Annotated in this window: 20 protein-coding genes and 1 pseudogene; 7 read left to right on the top strand and 14 right to left on the bottom strand. The window is 40.4% G+C overall.

All coding sequences use genetic code 11. The features are described from left to right. Positions 1-8 precede the first annotated feature (8 nt). From IQ19_RS10400 to glsA, 3 genes and pseudogenes are all read right to left on the bottom strand, one after another. Positions 9-1211, bottom strand: a complete 1203-nt coding sequence (locus IQ19_RS10400) for an FtsW/RodA/SpoVE family cell cycle protein (protein ID WP_144542365.1) — start codon at positions 1209-1211, stop codon at positions 9-11. Positions 1212-1478: 267 nt separating this feature from the next. After that, on the bottom strand, positions 1479-1760 hold the full coding sequence (locus IQ19_RS10395; RefSeq protein ID WP_110067841.1) for an Fpa/YlaN family protein: 282 nt from the start codon (positions 1758-1760) through the stop codon (positions 1479-1481). 388 nt (positions 1761-2148) lie between these two features. Further along, a pseudogene (gene glsA / locus IQ19_RS10385) lies at positions 2149-3079 on the bottom strand (glutaminase A). A gap of 147 nt (positions 3080-3226) precedes the next feature. Between glsA and IQ19_RS10380 the strand changes: the two are divergent. After that, a complete protein-coding gene (locus tag IQ19_RS10380) occupies positions 3227-3724 on the top strand; it encodes a molybdopterin-binding protein (protein WP_144542363.1) in 498 nt (165 codons plus the stop codon). A gap of 138 nt (positions 3725-3862) precedes the next feature. Here the strand turns inward: IQ19_RS10380 and IQ19_RS10375 are convergent, their stop codons facing one another. Further along, positions 3863-5191, bottom strand: coding sequence for a PhoH family protein (locus tag IQ19_RS10375; protein ID WP_144542362.1), 1329 nt, complete (start codon positions 5189-5191; stop codon positions 3863-3865). A gap of 379 nt (positions 5192-5570) precedes the next feature. Between IQ19_RS10375 and IQ19_RS10370 the strand changes: the two genes are divergently transcribed. Then, positions 5571-6170 carry a YhcN/YlaJ family sporulation lipoprotein gene (locus IQ19_RS10370; protein WP_144542361.1) on the top strand — a complete coding sequence of 200 codons (600 nt, stop codon included), beginning with the start codon at positions 5571-5573 and terminating at the stop codon, positions 6168-6170. A gap of 746 nt (positions 6171-6916) precedes the next feature. Here IQ19_RS10370 and IQ19_RS10365 read toward each other — a convergent pair. After that, positions 6917-7372 (bottom strand): pyridoxamine 5'-phosphate oxidase family protein, encoded by a 456-nt coding sequence (locus tag IQ19_RS10365; protein WP_144542360.1) that lies wholly within the window; start codon positions 7370-7372, stop codon positions 6917-6919. A 249-nt stretch (positions 7373-7621) separates the two neighbouring features. Between IQ19_RS10365 and IQ19_RS10360 the strand changes: the two genes are divergently transcribed. Beyond that, entirely contained in the window at positions 7622-7822 is a 201-nt protein-coding gene (locus tag IQ19_RS10360; RefSeq protein WP_110067849.1) for a YlaI family protein, read from the top strand. 122 nt (positions 7823-7944) lie between these two features. Here IQ19_RS10360 and IQ19_RS10355 read toward each other — a convergent pair whose 3' ends face one another. The 3 genes from IQ19_RS10355 to typA are packed head-to-tail and all read right to left on the bottom strand — an operon-like array spanning position 7945 to position 10434. After that, on the bottom strand, positions 7945-8238 hold the full coding sequence (locus IQ19_RS10355) for a hypothetical protein (RefSeq protein WP_144542359.1): 294 nt from the start codon (positions 8236-8238) through the stop codon (positions 7945-7947). 15 nt (positions 8239-8253) lie between these two features. Next, entirely contained in the window at positions 8254-8568 is a 315-nt protein-coding gene (locus tag IQ19_RS10350; RefSeq protein ID WP_144542358.1) for a YlaH-like family protein, read from the bottom strand. Positions 8569-8595: 27 nt separating this feature from the next. Then, positions 8596-10434, bottom strand: coding sequence for a translational GTPase TypA (gene typA / locus IQ19_RS10345; protein ID WP_144542357.1), 1839 nt, complete (start codon positions 10432-10434; stop codon positions 8596-8598). 227 nt (positions 10435-10661) lie between these two features. Between typA and IQ19_RS10340 the strand changes: the two genes are divergently transcribed. Beyond that, the gene (locus tag IQ19_RS10340) at positions 10662-10847 is read left to right on the top strand and encodes a YlaF family protein (RefSeq protein WP_144542356.1); all 186 of its coding nucleotides are present in this window, start codon (positions 10662-10664) and stop codon (positions 10845-10847) included. A 40-nt stretch (positions 10848-10887) separates the two neighbouring features. Here IQ19_RS10340 and IQ19_RS10335 read toward each other — a convergent pair whose 3' ends face one another. The 3 genes from IQ19_RS10335 to IQ19_RS10325 form a co-directional block, all read right to left on the bottom strand. Further along, positions 10888-11358, bottom strand: a complete 471-nt coding sequence (locus IQ19_RS10335) for a GNAT family N-acetyltransferase (protein ID WP_144542355.1) — start codon at positions 11356-11358, stop codon at positions 10888-10890. After that, positions 11345-12145, bottom strand: coding sequence for an inositol monophosphatase family protein (locus tag IQ19_RS10330; RefSeq protein WP_144542354.1), 801 nt, complete (start codon positions 12143-12145; stop codon positions 11345-11347). Before IQ19_RS10330 ends, IQ19_RS10335 begins: the two co-directional genes overlap by 14 nt. A gap of 691 nt (positions 12146-12836) precedes the next feature. Then, positions 12837-13031 (bottom strand): hypothetical protein, encoded by a 195-nt coding sequence (locus tag IQ19_RS10325; protein WP_110067295.1) that lies wholly within the window; start codon positions 13029-13031, stop codon positions 12837-12839. A 197-nt stretch (positions 13032-13228) separates the two neighbouring features. On the opposite strand from IQ19_RS10325, the gene IQ19_RS10320 reads away from it, so the two are divergent. Beyond that, entirely contained in the window at positions 13229-13849 is a 621-nt protein-coding gene (locus IQ19_RS10320; protein WP_144542353.1) for a YktB family protein, read from the top strand. 106 nt (positions 13850-13955) lie between these two features. On the opposite strand, the gene IQ19_RS10315 is transcribed toward IQ19_RS10320, so the two are convergent. Both IQ19_RS10315 and IQ19_RS10310 read right to left on the bottom strand, forming a co-directional pair. Next, complete coding sequence (locus tag IQ19_RS10315) at positions 13956-14228, bottom strand: UPF0223 family protein (protein ID WP_144542352.1); 273 nt, start codon at positions 14226-14228, stop codon at positions 13956-13958. Between the two features lie 42 nt (positions 14229-14270). Beyond that, positions 14271-15230, bottom strand: a complete 960-nt coding sequence (locus tag IQ19_RS10310) for an NAD(P)H-dependent flavin oxidoreductase (protein ID WP_144542351.1) — start codon at positions 15228-15230, stop codon at positions 14271-14273. 228 nt (positions 15231-15458) lie between these two features. Here IQ19_RS10310 and IQ19_RS10305 point away from each other — a divergent pair, with 228 nt between their 5' ends. Next, positions 15459-16928 (top strand): aminotransferase class I/II-fold pyridoxal phosphate-dependent enzyme, encoded by a 1470-nt coding sequence (locus IQ19_RS10305; protein WP_144542350.1) that lies wholly within the window; start codon positions 15459-15461, stop codon positions 16926-16928. A gap of 42 nt (positions 16929-16970) precedes the next feature. Here the strand turns inward: IQ19_RS10305 and IQ19_RS10300 are convergent, their stop codons facing one another. Beyond that, positions 16971-17105 carry a GapA-binding peptide SR1P gene (locus IQ19_RS10300; RefSeq protein WP_110067300.1) on the bottom strand — a complete coding sequence of 45 codons (135 nt, stop codon included), beginning with the start codon at positions 17103-17105 and terminating at the stop codon, positions 16971-16973. Between the two features lie 293 nt (positions 17106-17398). Between IQ19_RS10300 and IQ19_RS10295 the strand changes: the two genes are divergently transcribed. Next, positions 17399-17638 (top strand): transposase (locus tag IQ19_RS10295; protein ID WP_199749410.1); only part of this gene is annotated, 240 nt, incomplete at its 3' end.

The raw sequence follows: 17638 nt of genomic DNA, 5'->3' as shown, positions 1-17638 counted from the left end.
ACCTGTGCTTATTTACGAATCACATAAGCTTTTTCGGAAGCCTCTTGAATGGATTCCGGCTTTAATTGTTCATCTGTATTTTTATACTTTTGTTCATATGTTACAAACATAGAGACGTTTACAAGTATCCCCATAGCAATTGAAAGCTGCAGAAGTGAAGATCCTCCATAGCTTACAAAGGGAAGAGTTACCCCCGTAAGCGGCATGACTCCTGAGATCCCGGCCAGGTTGATAAAAGCTTGAATCCCAATCATGGAGGATATTCCAATTGCAAGCAGGCTGCCAAAAGCATCTTTACACTTTAAACTGATAAAGATTCCTCTCAGAACAATGTACCCGAGAAGCAAAATGACAAAACCTACCCCGAAAGCCCCAAGTTCCTCGGCAATAACTGCCATAATAAAGTCTGTATGTGCTTCAGGAAGGTAGCCAAGCTTCTGGACACTCTCCCCGAGACCAAGTCCCTTCATTCCCCCTGCACCAAGTGCAATATAAGAATTGGAAAGCTGATAACCAAACTCTGATCCAAAAGGATCTCTGAAGGCTTCTATTCTTCCCATCCGATAAGGGGCAAAAATCTTATCCTTTAAAAGAAGGATAAATGGAGCAGCCAACAACAGTCCAAACAGACCCAGCTTGAAGATATTCCTAAAATTCATGCCAGAAGTAAAAATAATTGCTGCTGCTATAGCAAAAATGATTATAGCTGTTCCAAAGTCAGGCTGAATCGCAACCAGCATGGTAGCAAGAATTAAGTAGGCAAGCGGCGGAAGGACTCCTTTATTAAATTCATTTATATATGGCTGTTTTTTTGCATATACCGCTGCTAAATATATGATAACAGACAGCTTTACAAATTCAGCGGGCTGAAGGCTTCTGCTTCCAATTTCAAACCAGCTCATGGCTCCGCCAGCCACTTTACCAAAAATAAATAGGGCAAATAAGCCAACAACCGAAATACCTACCATCGGAACAAGAAATTTATTGCTTTGCATGGCTTTGTATGGAAATAAAGCAACAAAGATAAATGCTATTGCTGAAACAACTAAATGCATCTTTTGTTTATTATAAAAGTAGTCGCTTTCTTGATCATAAATTTGTACAGCAGTAACCATACTTGCGCTAAAAACCATAATCAGGCCAAAAACAGATAGCAGAGCTACAGCTATAATCAAGGTATAATCATATGATTTTAGAATTTTTTTAAACATCCAGCCCTCTTCCCTTATCTTCTAAGTTTATTACTTATTCTACTATAGTATTAAATATCCTGCTTTGAAGAAAAGAAAAGTTAATTTAAATGTAACACAGCAATCAAAAGAATTCCACAATTATGTTATACTAATTTTAAATTAAGTTATACCAATTAAACAAAATCTTTCTTGCAGGCATACTAATTAACGTTATTGCTTGGCATTTTTCAATTTGGTTATAAAAAAACTCAAACAATCTGTGTAGAATGTTTGAGTTTTTAAATTTTATTTTTTTACTGAAGCTTCGTGAAGAATGGAGAGTTCTCTTTCCAATTCATCAAGAATAGCCTTGCCTTCGGTCTCTTCAATTAAGCCGAGACGGACAGCAAAATCTATTTCTCTGGACAACCCGAACATCTGGGTATCAAGCACCTCTTCATATAGAGGGCATTGCGGCATAGTGAGGTTATCCATTTGCACCTTGATTAACTTTAATATTTTAGCAGCATCTGCTTTTAAAAGAGCGTTTGCTTTTTCTTTGTGATCTAAAATCATTTCAGAAGCCAACTTTCAATCCCTCCATTTCCGAGCGATTATCCTATCTTTAAATTTTATACTTAAGCTTGGAAAAAAGCAAGGATAATAAGGGATTAGCATAAAGAATTGCACACTTCCGCCTGTCCTGCTTTATTTAGAACTTATATTTTAGGCTCTGTTAAATTTGCCTGTTGATTTCCGCTCCAGGCACTCAGCGAACCGCGGGCTGTCCGGTAGCCTCCTCGGCGCGGGCGCCTGCGGAGTCTCCCTTGGACACGCTCCTCCCGCAGGACTTTGAGTAAGCATCTTTGAGATAACACCGCACGAAGAAAATGCGAATGCATTTTCGAGGATCTCGCACTTTCCTTTCCAAAAACAAGGTGCTAGAATCAACAACAAGCTTTAACACAGCCATATTTTAAAATATGCTGAAGTTATTTTTGTCTGCAAGAATTTCCAATAATTTTAAACCTGCTATACTATTCCCTCTTTTGTCCAGTGAAGGGCCAAAGATCCCCACCCCGCATCGTTCAGGCACTACCCCTAGAATTCCTCCTGATACCCCGCTTTTCGCTGGTATTCCAACTTTGATTGCAAACTCCCCGGAGGCATTGTACATACCGCATGTGACCATAAACGTTTTACAAATACGTGCAATACCCTTAGGGATAATTTCTTTACCTGTCTCCGGATCTTTTCCATCAAGGGCAAATACAGCACCTATCCTCGCAAGATCAAAACAGCTCATTTCGATTGCACATTGTTTTGTATAAATATCCATTAATTCTTCTATATTTCCCTCGATAACGCCGTGCTGCTTCATAAAGTAACAGAGGGCCCTATTAAGGCAAGAAGTTTCAAATTCAGATTTTGCCACTGACTCATCGCAAGTCACATTTTTATCACTTGCCAGGCGCTGCACAAAGTCTCTAATGCGGCTCCACCTTTCTAAAGCGCTATCACCTTTTATCATGTTTGTAACTGCCAGCGCTCCTGCATTAATCATCGGATTGAGAGGCTTTGACGGAACGGAAGTCTCAAGCTTGGAGATTGAATTGAAAGGATCGCCTGTCGGTTCCATTCCTACTCTATCAAAGACATAGCCATAGCCTCTATCCTGAATTGCCAAAGCTAACACCAGCACTTTTGAAATGCTTTGCAATGTAAATTTTTTTTGGTAATCCCCGGCATATGCAGGTGTTATCTCGGACGTTATATACCGCTACTGAAAGGTCATGCTTGTTCACTTCAGCAAGTGCAGGAATATAATCAGCTACTTCGCCATCATTTGTCAATGGAACGACTTCGTCAACAATTTCCTGCAGGTCACCGCTAGTATGGCATGTCATTTTTTTCTCCTCCTGGCATTATTTTTATCATTTAGCTAGTCTACCCCAAATGAATATCGAGAATGCCAATATGACAACCCACCATAAAATCTGTATACTGAAAGCATACATCTATTCATGAGTTCATGGATTGCCAGGAGGATTACTATGGAAAATATTATTTCGTTTAAAGGAAAAGTTAAATATACAATTACACTGGACCCTGGAGTCTGGATTTTTGATGACCGGAGAGTAGATTTAAATACATACTTTGATAATGAGGCTGAGAATAAAAATGAGCTGGAGGAATATACGAAGGCTGTTTCCAAGCATTGGGATCGGGAGATTATGGAAGGAGCCGTGTTTCCTCCTACATTAAAAACAGAAAAAAAATTTGAAAAGGAAAAGGTTTTGACAGGCACTTTCGGGATTCCTTTTAAACCGTTCCTCCTTAACGCAGAGCCTGATAAGAATGCAGAATCTCTTATTATCGAAAGTGAAGATGGCGAGGTTCAACTGCCGCTTTCCCAAGCAGAAGATTTAATATTGGGGTTCTCAAATGAAGGAAAACCTTTAAAAAGTGACGGACCTGTACATGTGTATTTGGGGGATGGAAGCAATAAAAACAATCCCATCAAAAGAGTGAAAGCATTCAGAGTGGAATGACCGGAGAGGGCGATGGAAAATCGCCCTTTTCTTTTTGGCCTTGATGTAAGCGCTGGATTTTCTGCTTTTTCCTGGCCACCCCGGCTTATAGACCGATTATTATAATTTCCTGCGTGAAATATTAGGCTAAAATATTTTTTATAAAAGGTCAGCCGCAAGCTGTGCCAGGCCGGATCTTTCGCCTTTGATAAGCTTGACATGTCCGGAGATAATTTGATCTTTAAACTTTTCGACAACATAGGTGAGGCCATTGTTATAAGCATCCAGGTATGGATGATCGATTTGCTCAGGGTCACCCATTAAGACTATTTTACTTCCTTCCCCCACTCGGGTAAGAATAGTTTTCACTTCATGCTTAGTCAGGTTCTGTGCTTCATCAATAATTATAAACTGATCCGGAATGCTCCTTCCCCGTATATAGGTCAGCGCCTCCACCTCAATCGATCCCATCCCTGCCAGTATGGCATCCAATTCCCCCGGTTTCTTCACGTTAAACAAATACTCAAGATTATCGTAAATCGGCTGCATCCACGGCCTTAATTTTTCTTCTTTTTCCCCTGGCAGGAAACCAAGATCTTTCCCTACCGGAACGATCGGCCGGGCTACCAGCAGCTTTTTATATTGCCCGTAGTCCTCGGTCTGCATTAAACCGGATGCGAGCGCTAATAAGGTCTTTCCGGTTCCCGCCTTCCCAATTAGCGTAACTAAAGGCAGATCGTTTCTTAGCAAAAGCTCCAAAGCCATTATCTGCTGGACATTGCGGGGTTTGATTCCCCAAATATGATCATAGTCAAAGATAAGCTTCTTTACCTTTTTGCCGTTTTTATCAACCACTCCCAAAGCAGATGATGAAGAGCCGAGAGCGTCCTTCATGACAAGGAACTGATTGGGGTAGAATGGATGGTTTGCTACATCCGATAAGGGCAATTCACCTTTTTCATAAAAGCGGTTCAATATATCCAGCCCTATATAAACTTCCAGGAATCCGGGATACAAATGATCATTTTCCACTACCCGATCACTTAAAAAATCTTCTGAAATTAGCCCAATTGCATCGGCTTTAACACGGACTAGAGCATCTTTACTAACCAGAATAACTGTTCGTCCATTTTCTTTTGTCTCTTCTTCAAGCGACAAATTCTTAGCAACAGCCAAAATCCGATTATCATTGGTTTTCTCAACAAAGATTTCCTGCAGCTGGTGAAAAGATCTGTGGTTCAATTCAATACGCAGGCTTCCGCCATTTTCAAGAGGGATTTTTTCATGAAGCTTTCCCGTTTCTCTCATGCCGTCAATCAGCCTGGATACTTGTCTTGCATTTCTGCCTATCTCATCCATATACCTTTTCTTCGAATCGACCTCTTCCAGCACCACAGCTGGAATTACCACATCATTATCTTCGAATGAAAATATGGAATTAGGGTCTTGCAACAAGACGTTGGTATCTAAAACGTAAATTTTACTCAATCTGATGCCTCCTGCTCCTCTTGGGTCTTTATAAAGCGTAACTTCTTAAGTGGGGGCTTTATGCCTTTTTGGTTTCGACAGCTGCTGAGACTTTGCTTGAAATGAGCCATTTTGGACTCATAACGAATACGCTGTTTGTTTATATTATTCATGCCCACTGGAGAAGTTGAATGAATAGGATAAAAGGCTTTGAAATACAGTGGGACAAATATAACTTGGTAAAATATATGTTTTTCCGAATAAAGATAGAAGAAGTTTTGCACAATAAACATTAAACAATCCTATTTAGTCCTCAGATTTTGTAAAAAGCCTGAAGTCATTTTCGGCTAATTGCTTTCATTTCAGGAAAAATTTTTTGATAGCCCCGGAGGTGTCAAATATGAAAAAATGGCTATTATTGTTCTTTTCAGCCTTACTTTTGTCAGGTTGCGGAATAAACAATAACCAGTCCCAAGACCAGCAGGACCAGCAAAATGCCATTAATGTTAAAAATAGTACGATTCAGGAGGTTGACAGAGAGACAGGTCAGCAAGTTTCCAGACACCTGGTCGATTTGGCAACCAGGATACCCAATGTTAATGACGCGACTGCTGTTGTCCTCGGAAGATTTGCGATTGTGGGGATTGATGTGAATAAAAACCTCGATAGATCGGAAGTTGGGACAATTAAGTATTCTGTTGCAGAAAGCCTGAAAAATGATCCCCATGGCGCAAGAGCCATGATTGTGGCTGATCCGGATATTAACGCACGGCTTAGAGAAATAGCCGAAGACATACAAAATGGAGAGCCTATTCAAGGGATTATGAATGAACTGGCTGACATTGCCGGCCGTTTGATGCCAGAGGTCCCTGCAGATTTAGTTGATCCAAACAAGAAAAACGAAAAAAATGCAACCGAAGACCCGAAGAAAAAACTCAATAACAACCAAGAAAAACAACTCGAACAAAAACAAGAAGAAGGATCCAACCACTATAAATAACCAATGCCAGGTACCTATTCCAGTTGCACGAAATGATATAGGTACCTGTTTTTTTTAGTATTTGTTCTGTCCATATCTAAAAAATATTTTGAATCAGTGATTTTGCCCTTAATATTGATGAAGGACTTTTCAGCTTTTCCTTCGTGGAGTTCAGTCCTTCATTGGCTTGATGAAGGACTTTTTGGCCTTTCTTTCGTGGAGTTTTGTCCTTCATCGGCTTGATGAGGGACTTTTTGGCCTTTCTTTCGTGGAGTTTTGTCCTTCATTGGCTTGATGAAGGACTTTTTGGCCTTTCTTTCGTGGAGTTTTGTCCTTCATTGGCTTGATGAGGGACTTTTTGGCCTTTCTTTCGTGGAGTTTTGTTCTTCATCGGCTTGATGAGGGACTTTTTGGCCTTTCTTTCGTGGAGTTTTGTCCTTCATTGGCTTGACGAGGGACTTTTCAGCTTTTCCTTCGTGGAGTTTTGTCCTTCACTGGCTTGACGAAGGTTATTTTTATTATTCCTGTTAATTGGGGCGGAAGGCGCGAGACTCCATCAGGAGGAGCATGCCGAAGGGAGACCCTGCAGGCGCATTGCACCGAGGAGCGTCGGACCGCCCGCGGTTCGCTTAGTGCCTGGAGCGGAAATCAACAGGCAAATTTAACAGAGCACAATTAATTAAATAAAAAATGACGTATGTGAATCCACACGTCATTTCATTCGTTATTATAAACTTATCAATAAAGACCCTATCCTCTTAGAGAAACTAAGCTTTTTTCATGGCTTCCATTACCTGTTTATCTAAACGGGCAGCAGCATCTTTGTCGTAGGTTTTATCATATTGCGGTTCTGCTGTAATTTTAGAACCGTAGAACATTACATCACGGACTTCTTTCACACTGATTTCCAAGAGCGCAAGCTTAAGCGGCACCCCTTCCATCTTTTCAGACTTTACTGATGCCTCTCCAGAAATGGAATATGTAGATTCATTAGCTATGATATTCAGGACTACTTTATTGTTGCTGTCTATGTTTTGCACGATTCTTGAACGGTTATCAACAGCGAAATAGATTGTTTCTTCATCCTTGGCCAATACCCATGAAATCGCACTGACATTTGGACCTCCTGTTTCGTGATCCACAGTGGCAAGTGTAACAAACCGCTCTTTTTGCAGTTCATCATATAATGGTTTAATTAATTTTGGTTCTACCTGATTTGCCATTCTTTTCCCTCCTCTAATAGTTTCATCATAGTATGATAATGTTTTTCTTTCAACCAATATACATTCATGGCTAACATTCCTTATTCACCAATGTTAGCCATGCATATCTGTTCTATACTAATATGAACCAACACCTCCGGCCAAATACCGTATAACAGCAAAAATTTATTTATACCAAAGCATTCGAATCAAACCCCAACTTGTACTATAATGGTATAAAGAGCAGCCAAAATAATATGAGGTGTCCCTATGAGAGTTAAATGTGTACTTTGCGATAAAATCGAATCTATAGAAAATGAATCACTGCAGGCCAAACGTCTACGCAATCGTCCAATCCACACCTATATGTGCAAACCGTGCGAAACAAGAATCGCAGAGAGGACACAAAAGAGAGCCGAGACCGGCAATTTTAAACTATATCGGAGCAAGGTCCAGGAGGAAGAATGGTAAGCCCGCCATTTTTGCAGTGAAAAGGCATTTCTCAACAGATAATAATTTCGAGAACAGCTGGATTGCTTCAAAAACTATAGCCAGCAAAAAAAAGCCGCCCCATGCGAAAGGGGCGGCTCTTTTTAATCCTCTGGATAATTCACATACTTATCAGGCTCATTTTTGATCTGATTGAGCATTACTTCTATCAATTCACGCGGAAAACGGGTCTTGTTCCGTTCTCCGTCCTTATTGTTGTAATGTACATAGTACATGACATCATCTTTTTCAATTTCAATATCGGATACGTGAAACTCATCCCCGAGAATATCGAAAAACATTTTTTCTGTTTCTGCTGCTGCTGTATCATCCGGCCGTTCATCACTGACAATTTTAATCGTTAACCAGTTATACAGTGAATCCTGCAAAGATTTCATATCAGCCTCTCCCTGTTAATCCGCATTTGCGTGCTGTTTCTTTTCCTGGTGAAGGCGGATTTTATAGATAATCAAGATTAGCGCAGCCACAACAAGGCCTTCTGCAACCGGAAGGAACACACCAAGAAAAGTCAGCATCGTACATCCCAAAATTAAGAAGGTGTAAATAACTACTGATTTGGCAATAGGAAGCTTCTTGGCAAATCCCAATTTAAAAACCAGGATAGACAAAAGGACAATTGTTATATATAGCAGCCACATCCCTGTTGTGGGATTTTGATCGACTTTGAATAAAGCAGCGAAAAAAGACAGGCGTTGTGAAACATCCATATCCCTCTCTCCTCCCCCTTCTTAGCCTTAGTTTGTTTCAGCGTATTTCTTTTTCTTAGATACTCTTTCACGTTCATTTTTATCAAGAATTTTCTTGCGCAGTCGGATTGATTCAGGTGTTACTTCAAGAAGCTCGTCATCATTCAAGTATTCCAGCGCTTCTTCAAGAGTCAATATGCGCGGCTTTTTAATTACATTTGTTTGATCCTTATTAGCAGAGCGGATGTTGGTTGCATGCTTCACTTTTGTGATATTAACTGTAAGGTCATTCTCGCGAGTATGTTCCCCAACAATCATTCCTTCATAGATCTCAGTACCTGGTTCAACGAAAATGGTTCCTCTATCCTCTACTTGCATAATACCATATGTGGATGACTTCCCGCTTTCCATTGAAACAAGCACGCCTTTGCTTCTGCCGCCGATTTGCCCTTTAATCTCTGGCTGGTAGCTGTCAAAAGTGTGGTTGATAATACCATATCCGCGAGTAAGCGTCATAAATTCTGTAGAATAGCCGATTAGGCCGCGGGCTGGGACATTGAATGTTAATCGTACTTGCCCGTTGCCGTTATTAACCATGTCAAGCATTTCACCTTTACGCGTACCCATTGATTCAATAATAGCACCAGTGTTGTCTTCTGGTACATCAATTTGAACACGTTCTACCGGTTCGCAGCGAACACCGTCAATTTCTCTAATAATTACTTCAGGTTTTGAAACCTGCAATTCAAAGCCTTCACGGCGCATATTTTCAATTAATATCGATAAATGAAGTTCTCCACGTCCAGATACAATCCAAGCGTCAGGTGAATCTGTATTTTCGACACGAAGACTCACATCTGTCTCAAGTTGAGCACGCAATCTTTCTTCAACTTTTCTGGCTGTAATATACTTGCCTTCTCTTCCTGCGAATGGGCTGTTATTTACAACGAAAGTCATTTGCAATGTTGGTTCATCGATTCTTAAAACAGGAAGTGCTTCCTGATGTTCAACAGGGCAGACAGTTTCCCCTACGTTGATGTCTTCCATTCCGGAAACAGCGATTAAATCTCCAGGATAGGCTTCCTGAATTTCCTCACGCTTCAGGCCGAAGAAACCAAAAATTTTCGTCACACGGAACTGTTTGACAGCTCCATCAAGCTTCATCAATGCAACTTGCTGGCCGACCTTGATTGTTCCTCGGAAAACGCGGCCAATCCCAATTCTTCCTACATAATCATTGTAATCTAAAAGTGCTACCTGGAATTGAAGCGGTTCTTCCCGGTTATCAGCAGGTGCTGGTATATGCTCAATAATTGCTTCATAAACCGAATGCATATCATCATCCTGTTTATCAGGAGTTGTACTTGCGGTCCCAGCAATTGCTGAAGCATAGATGACTGGAAACTCCAGCTGATCTTCATCTGCACCAAGTTCGATAAATAAATCGATTACTTCGTCCACAACTTCTGTTGGGCGGGCAGATTCCTTGTCAATTTTATTTACTACAACGATTGGAGTTAATTTTTGTTCCAATGCCTTTTTTAGTACGAAACGTGTTTGCGGCATACACCCTTCATATGCATCAACTACCAATAATACACCGTCAACCATTTTCATGATACGTTCAACTTCTCCGCCGAAATCTGCGTGTCCTGGCGTATCAAGAATGTTTATTCTTGTATCTTTATATTTAACTGCAGTATTTTTAGCTAAGATGGTAATTCCACGTTCTCTTTCCAAATCGTTTGAATCCATTGCACGCTCTTCCACATGCTCATTTGAACGGAAAGTTCCAGACTGTTTCAAAAGCTCGTCAACCAGCGTTGTTTTCCCATGGTCAACGTGGGCAATAATAGCTATATTGCGAATATCTTCTCTTAATTTCAAAAGATTTCCTCCTATTTATAAAAACTAAATAATTTTCTACATTTTTTTCACAACTGATACATTATATCATAATTACAGTAGAAACCTAAAAGCTTTTTGTGTAAAATAATGTAGAAAAGGGGTTCGTGCCTGGCTTTTTAGATTATTTTCATTATTTAATGCGGCTATTTCTATATATTGTTTGCCAGCAAATGCACTTATTACTCCGCCTGGGAGGGTAAAATCGTATGAAAAATATCAAGTGGCCATTATTAGCTTTTGCGATTGGAGCAGCCCTATGCATGATGGGAATTGGCGTTGCTGTGGCTGAAAGAAGCATAATTGGCATTATTTTTTCAATCATTCTGTTAGTTTTTGTAATGGGTTTTGGTTTTAAAACAAAGAAGAAAATGAGAGAAGACGGATTGCTATAATTAAAGCGCGAAAAAGCTGCAGCCAAGTGCTGCAGCTTTTTTAAATGAGCGGACAGACCATGATCAAATAATCTTGGCCTTCAGGAGAAACCTCCATCTTAAACTGTTCAAATCCGGCATCCGATAAAAACTCGATCCACATGTAGCGATATTCCGGCACACCAGCAAATAATGACTTTTCGCCTCTTTTTTTCAATTCCTTGCCTATTTGGCCGATTATGGCTATACCCAAACCTGTTCGCCGCATTTCTTTTTTAACAAGAATAGTCCCAATCCACGGCTTTTGATTAGCTGGCGATGATTTAACATGAAAGGTAATGCCTATCCGCTCACCATCCAATCGCCATAATCTCCACTCACCATTCAGGTTCTCGTACATAGCCATGTACTTTTTAGGATCAAAACTGCTTTTTTCGGTTTCTTCCCACTCAGGGCTGTCTTTGATGGTTTCTATAAAGAATGGCCAATCTGCATCAGTCATCAAATCACTGGACAGATTACCAATTTCCATCTTTTAAATACTCTTTCATGATTTCCTGGTGAAGACCCGGCTTAGAAACAAAAACTGAATTATTTTCAAGCAGATTCAAAGGCTCTCCTTTAAGAGTAGTCGCTATTCCTCCCAGTTCCTCAATCAATATGACACCAGCGGCAAAATCCCATGGCGCCAGCCTTAAAGTGATATACGCGTCAACCCGCCCTGATGCAATATAGGCCATCTCTATTGCCGCAGACCCATAGGAGCGGGTACCTCTCGCATTTTTAACTAGCGGAGCCAGCAGCGATGGATCGATTCGCTTATTTTCAGTTACCCATGTTGCATTCAGCCCGATAACTGCTTTGGATACTTCTGTTTCTTTTAATGGAGGGAGTTCCAATTCATTCATAAAGACTCCATGCCCCTTAATAGCATGATACAATTCATCATGCACCACGTCATAAATTAAACCGATTTTCCCTTCACCATTTTCATAGATGCCAATTGAAATAGCAAAATTTCTTTGCTGATGCACGAAGTTCATCGTTCCATCGATTGGGTCGATGATCCATACAATTCCGTCCAAATTGTTTAACTGATCGCCAAATCCCTCTTCTCCAAGGATTCGGTGATCAGGATATTTCTCTTTAATTTTCTTTATGAAAAATTGTTCTGTTCCCTGATCAATATCCGTCACCAAATCATTTGCACTTGACTTTGTCATAATTGTCAATGTTTTACTGAAGGAATTTCGGATGTTAACTCCAGCCTCTTTAACCCAGGCTTTTGCATATGTATCAATTTCGCTCCAATTCGTCATAATTGGTCCACCCTCCGCTTGGTTCCCCATCGTTATTTTCTGGGATCCCTTTTAAAATATGGCTCTGTTAAATTCGCCTGCTGATTTCCGCTCCAGGCACTCAGCGAACTGCGGACGTTCCGACGCTCCTCGGCGTGAACGCCTGCGGGGTCTCCCTTTGACTCGCGTTTCCCGCAGGACTTTGAATAAGCATCCTTGAATCAACACCGCACGAAGGAAATGCGGATGCATTTTCGCGGGATTAGTGCCTTCCGCTCTAATCAACGGGGTGCAAAATCAACAATAAGCTTTAACATAGCCTAAAATATAAATAGCTTAAATGAATTAGCGATGTTCTTCAAGTTATATACTCTCCCAGGGAGAGTCTAATCATTTGCAAGCCATGAAGTTATTTAAAAAAAAGCTCGGTTAAACTTGTCTGTTGATTTACGCTCCAGGTACTCAGCGAACCGCGGGCGTTCCGACGCTCCTTGGTGCAGTGCGTCTGCGGGGTCTCACTTTGACTCGCTTCTCCCGCTGGTGCCCCGCGCCTTCCGCTCCAATCAACAGAGTGCCAAAACAAATAATAAGTCATTTATAAAATAATAAACGAACTCCTCATGTAATAAGGGAGTTCGTTTCTAAAGGTTTCTGCTTTTCATCTGCATTTTTTCTGCCTTTTCTCCTTTGCTTCACAGTTCAAAATTCATCTTTAAAGTGCTTTTAATCTTAGAAGTTCCTGCCTGATCCTTTCAAGCTTTAGCTTTGTTTGCTTCTTTAGGTCTTCATTTTTTTCTGTCATGGCATCAAATAAAGTAGCCAATTCATAATCCATTTCCAGTCGTAGAACTGCTGTCCTTTCTCTCTCACCGGCTTTTTTCTTAACAGAATTCATAAGTTGTTTCATTAGACAGTACACCCCTTCCAATAATCTTGTTAGTTTTCTGATTATTTTTACTATTATCATATGAAGAGTAAATCTTAGATGCAACTAATTTGTGCTATAACCCAAACTTTAATTTATAGAGAGCTTGAAGGCTTAACATTTCTTGTTTGTTCGAGGTTATGCTACAATATTTGACAAAGCATTCAGGAGGTTAGCTTATGTCATTTTCCGGTTTTACCAATGAAGATTTCGATACTTTTAAAATAGATGGCCTAGATGACAGAATGGAAGCATTAAAGTCAACGATAAGACCGAAGCTTGAAGAACTGGGACGGCATTTTGCCCCATCGCTTTCAGCTTTATCCGGCGATGAAATGTTTCCTCATGTTGCTAAACATGCAAGGCGAACCAAGAATCCCCCAAATGATACGTGGGTTGCATTTGCCAGCAATGCGAGAGGCTACAAAATGCTTCCGCATTTTCAAGTTGGCTTGTGGGAAACACATGTATTCATTTGGTTTGCTGTCATCTATGAAGCACCGAATAAAGAGGCAATCGGCAAAGCTTTCGAGGACAGATTGGATAAATTGTATAAAGAAATACCTAAGGATTATGTCTGGTCTGGTGATCATACGAAACCATCTGCTCTTCCGCACAATCAATTGTCTAAAGATGAATTAAAATCCATGTTTGTTCGCCTGCAAACTGTCAAAAAGGCTGAAATTCTTTGCGGCTTCCATATCCCTAGAGAAGAGGCCGTCAGCATGTCGCCTGATCAATTTATTGAAAAAGCAGATTCTGTATTTAGAAATTTATTACCCCTATACAAAATGGCATAAACATCATTAAGTGATTAGATTAATAACTAAAAAAGGAAAACCTCCTTACATTAGGCGGTTTTCCTTTTTTAGTTATATAGCCGGTGCGGATCCGGTTCTAGGCCTGTTATTTCATTTTGATTTTATCCCCTGCAGAAGACTCCTTGGCAGCCTTCACCGTTCTGTACGATGAATAGCCGCTCTGTTCTTCAAATTCATCACAAAGATTTTTTTCCTGGGCTTTGCCCGGCACTATTTCTTTAAACCGTCTGTATGCATTCATAAATTGGTCCCGCTCAATTCCTTTTTCATATGCCTGTTCAATGCTTTCAAAATATTTTATAACATCAACAATTTCTTCTGTTGACCAATCATGGTCAATAGGGTATTGATATTCCATGTCATCTCACCTCACTTATGATAATCCTGCTGCCTCTAATATTTACTCAGCCCACTTTTTGCGGACGTCTTCCCCTTCAGCTACCATTCGCTGAATTAACTCCTCAACAGTCGGCACATCCTTGATTAACCCCATTACCTGGCCAGCCCATGCGAAACCTTCATGGTCTTTCCCCTCATGAATATATTTCCTATTAGCATTCCCGCTTATGTAGTTCCTTAGTTGTTCATAGCCGCCGTTTTGTTTTTCTATTTCAAGGATTTTATCTGTCCAGGAGTTTGCAATTACCCTGGCAGGAGCGCCAATGGTTCTTTTAATGACAACTGTATCATTTTCTGTTCCTTCTACGAGACGGTTTTTATATAATTCGGAAGCATGAACGCATTCTTTTGTCGCCACAAATCTTGTTCCCATTTCAATCCCTTCGGCTCCAAGGCTTAGCGCAGCCATCATTCCTCTGCCATCCCCGATGCCTCCTGATGCAATAACAGGAATGGATACAGCATCAACAACCTGAGGCACGAGGACAAAGGTACCGATATCATCCCTGCCTAAATGGCCTCCGCCTTCCTGTCCTACGACCATGACTGCATCAGCACCAAGTTCTTCTGCCTTTACAGCCTGCCTTTTTGCTGCTACAAGAACAAGCTTCTTAACGTTTATCCCTTTCAGTTGTTCAAAAATGGGGGCAGGATTTCCTCCTGTCATGGATATTACCGGAACTTCTTCTTCAATTGCAACATCAAGATAATCAGAGAAGGGTCTGCCGTGCTGCCCAATAGCAAAATTAACTCCAAAAGGCTTGTCTGTCAATTTCTTTACTTTTTGAATTTCTTCTTTAAGTTTTTCCGGGCTGCTAAGAGACATTGCTGTAACCTGCCCCAGCCCGCCTGCATTTGAAACGGCAGCAGCCAGATCGGAATAAGCGAGATGTGCAAGCCCTCCCTGTATAATAGGATATTGAATTTTTAGCATGTCTGTAACCCTTGTGTTCCACTTCATATTTATAACCTCCATTCGTCAATATTCTTCTATTTCTATTTTTATGTTTTAATTTCCTGTTAACTTCTAAAACTAAAAGCAAGTTCAAAATTTAGTGGCAGAAGTGTCTGCGCCATATGGCAGCAGAACGATAAATCTTTCTATGCAAAGGGAATGAATAATGCTATAATGCAAATGTTTTATAACACGATCAAATTGAAATATTAACTAAAGAGGTGTGGGAATAAGTTGTCTCAATATAAAACACCGTTGTTCAGCGGTTTACTTGCACACGCAAAAAAGGATCCGGTGCAGTTTCATATACCAGGGCATAAAAAAGGTACTGGGATTGACCCGGAATTTAGAGATTATATTGGGGATAATGCTCTTGCAATCGACCTGATAAATATCGGGCCGCTTGATGATCTCCATCAGCCAAAAGGAATTATTAAAGAAGCGCAGGACCTTGCTGCAGAGGCATTTGGAGCTGATAAAACCTTCTTCTCTGTACAGGGTACAAGCGGAGCCATAATGACAATGGTTATGGCGGTCTGCGGTCCTGGAGATAAAATCATCGTCCCTCGAAATGTCCATAAATCAGTCATGTCTGCTATCGTTTTCTCGGGTGCAACGCCTATTTTCATTCATCCTGAGATTGATGAAAAACTGGGAATATCGCACGGAATTACAACTGACTCTGTATCAAAAGCCCTTGAACTCCATCCGGATGCCAAAGGGGTTTTGGTTATAAATCCGACTTATTTCGGGATTTCTGCTGATTTAAAGAAAATTGTAGATATTGCCCACTCCTATAATGTGCCTGTCCTGGTTGATGAAGCACATGGAGTGCATATCCACTTCCATGACGAGCTTCCATTGTCGGCTATGCAGGCCGGAGCAGATCTGGCAGCTACCTCCGTCCATAAACTTGGCGGGTCCATGACCCAAAGCTCTGTTTTAAATATGAAAGGAAATCTCGTATCGGCCAAAAGGGTTCAATCCATTTTGAGTATGCTGACGACTACTTCCACTTCTTATTTATTGCTCGCTTCATTGGATGTTGCAAGAAAACGCCTTGCCACTGAAGGCAGGGAGCTCATTGGCAAAACTATAGAATTGGCCCAATCAATCCGCCGCAGCATAAATGAAATTGATCGCTTATATTGCGTCGGAGAGGAAATATTGGAAACAAAGGCTGCCCATGACTACGATCCGACAAAATTAATCATTTCTGTCAAGGAACTTGGTATGAACGGTTTTGATGTTGAAAATTGGCTTCGCGAAAAACATAATATCGAAGTGGAAATGTCCGATTTATATAACATCCTTTGCATCATTACACCAGGAGACACTGAAAGGGAAGCTGATATTTTAGTATCTGCTCTTGCCGAGCTGGCAAAAGAGCGCCAAGGAAATACGGAGAAACTTGAAACTCAAGTGCTCTTGCCTGATATTCCAGTCTTATCCTTAACGCCGCGTGATGCCTTTTATGCAGATACTGAACTGGTACCATTTGATGAATCAGAAGGAAGAATTATAGCTGAATTTATCATGGTCTATCCGCCTGGCATACCGATTTTTATCCCAGGTGAAATCATTACAAAAGAAAATCTTCGGTATATTAAAACAAATATGGAAGCAGGACTTCCCGTTCAAGGACCGGAAGATTACGATTTCAAATACCTGCGCGTCATTGAAGAACATCGTGCCATTCGATAAAGCAAAAGAGCCTTTCCTTTAAGGAATAGGCTCTTTTTATTTTTAGCGGTTATTGTTTGCTTTATCTGTTTTTTCTCCGTCACAGCAGTTGCATTGTTTTGAATATAAAACTGTTACTTTTTCATCCTCAAAGTGATCGATAGTTGAATTGCAAGCCTGGCATACGATTGTACCCATCTTTTCATTCTCCTTTTCATTGAGTTTTATTAAACTTGAAAGCGCTTAACATCTTTAATTCAATAATAATATAACACTATTAATTTTTCAAGCCTAATTGTATAACATATTTAAAGTATTTTTTGGTATTTATTCTTTTTACCAGGCGTTGTCTCCTCTTTAATAGTATGTCACAATAAAAAAACAGACCTATATGGTCTGTTTCAGCTTGTAGACAAAGTCTGCTTTACGGACCACGTCTACAAGCTTTTTTTGTATAATGAAGTTGAAAAGATTTTTTGTGGGGGATTCAAATGTTATCAAAACACGTAGAAGATGGAAGAAATCAAATAGAAATGGTCGCTCTTGACCAATTAGTGCCTGAAGATCATCTGGTTAGAAAGATCGAACAAGCTATTGATTTTGAATTCATTTATGACCTGGTAAAAGATAAGTATAGCTTAGACAATGGGAGACCTAGTATTGACCCTGTTGTCCTTATTAAAATGGTGTTCATTCAATATCTTTTTGGCATACGCTCGATGCGTCAAACT

It is taken from the genome of Cytobacillus oceanisediminis, assembly GCF_007830235.1.
In the GTDB taxonomy this organism is placed as follows: domain Bacteria; phylum Bacillota; class Bacilli; order Bacillales; family Cytobacillaceae; genus Cytobacillus; species Cytobacillus oceanisediminis.
The sequence above is the reverse complement of the archived record's forward strand: the minus strand, read 5'-3'. Positions and strand labels throughout refer to the sequence as shown.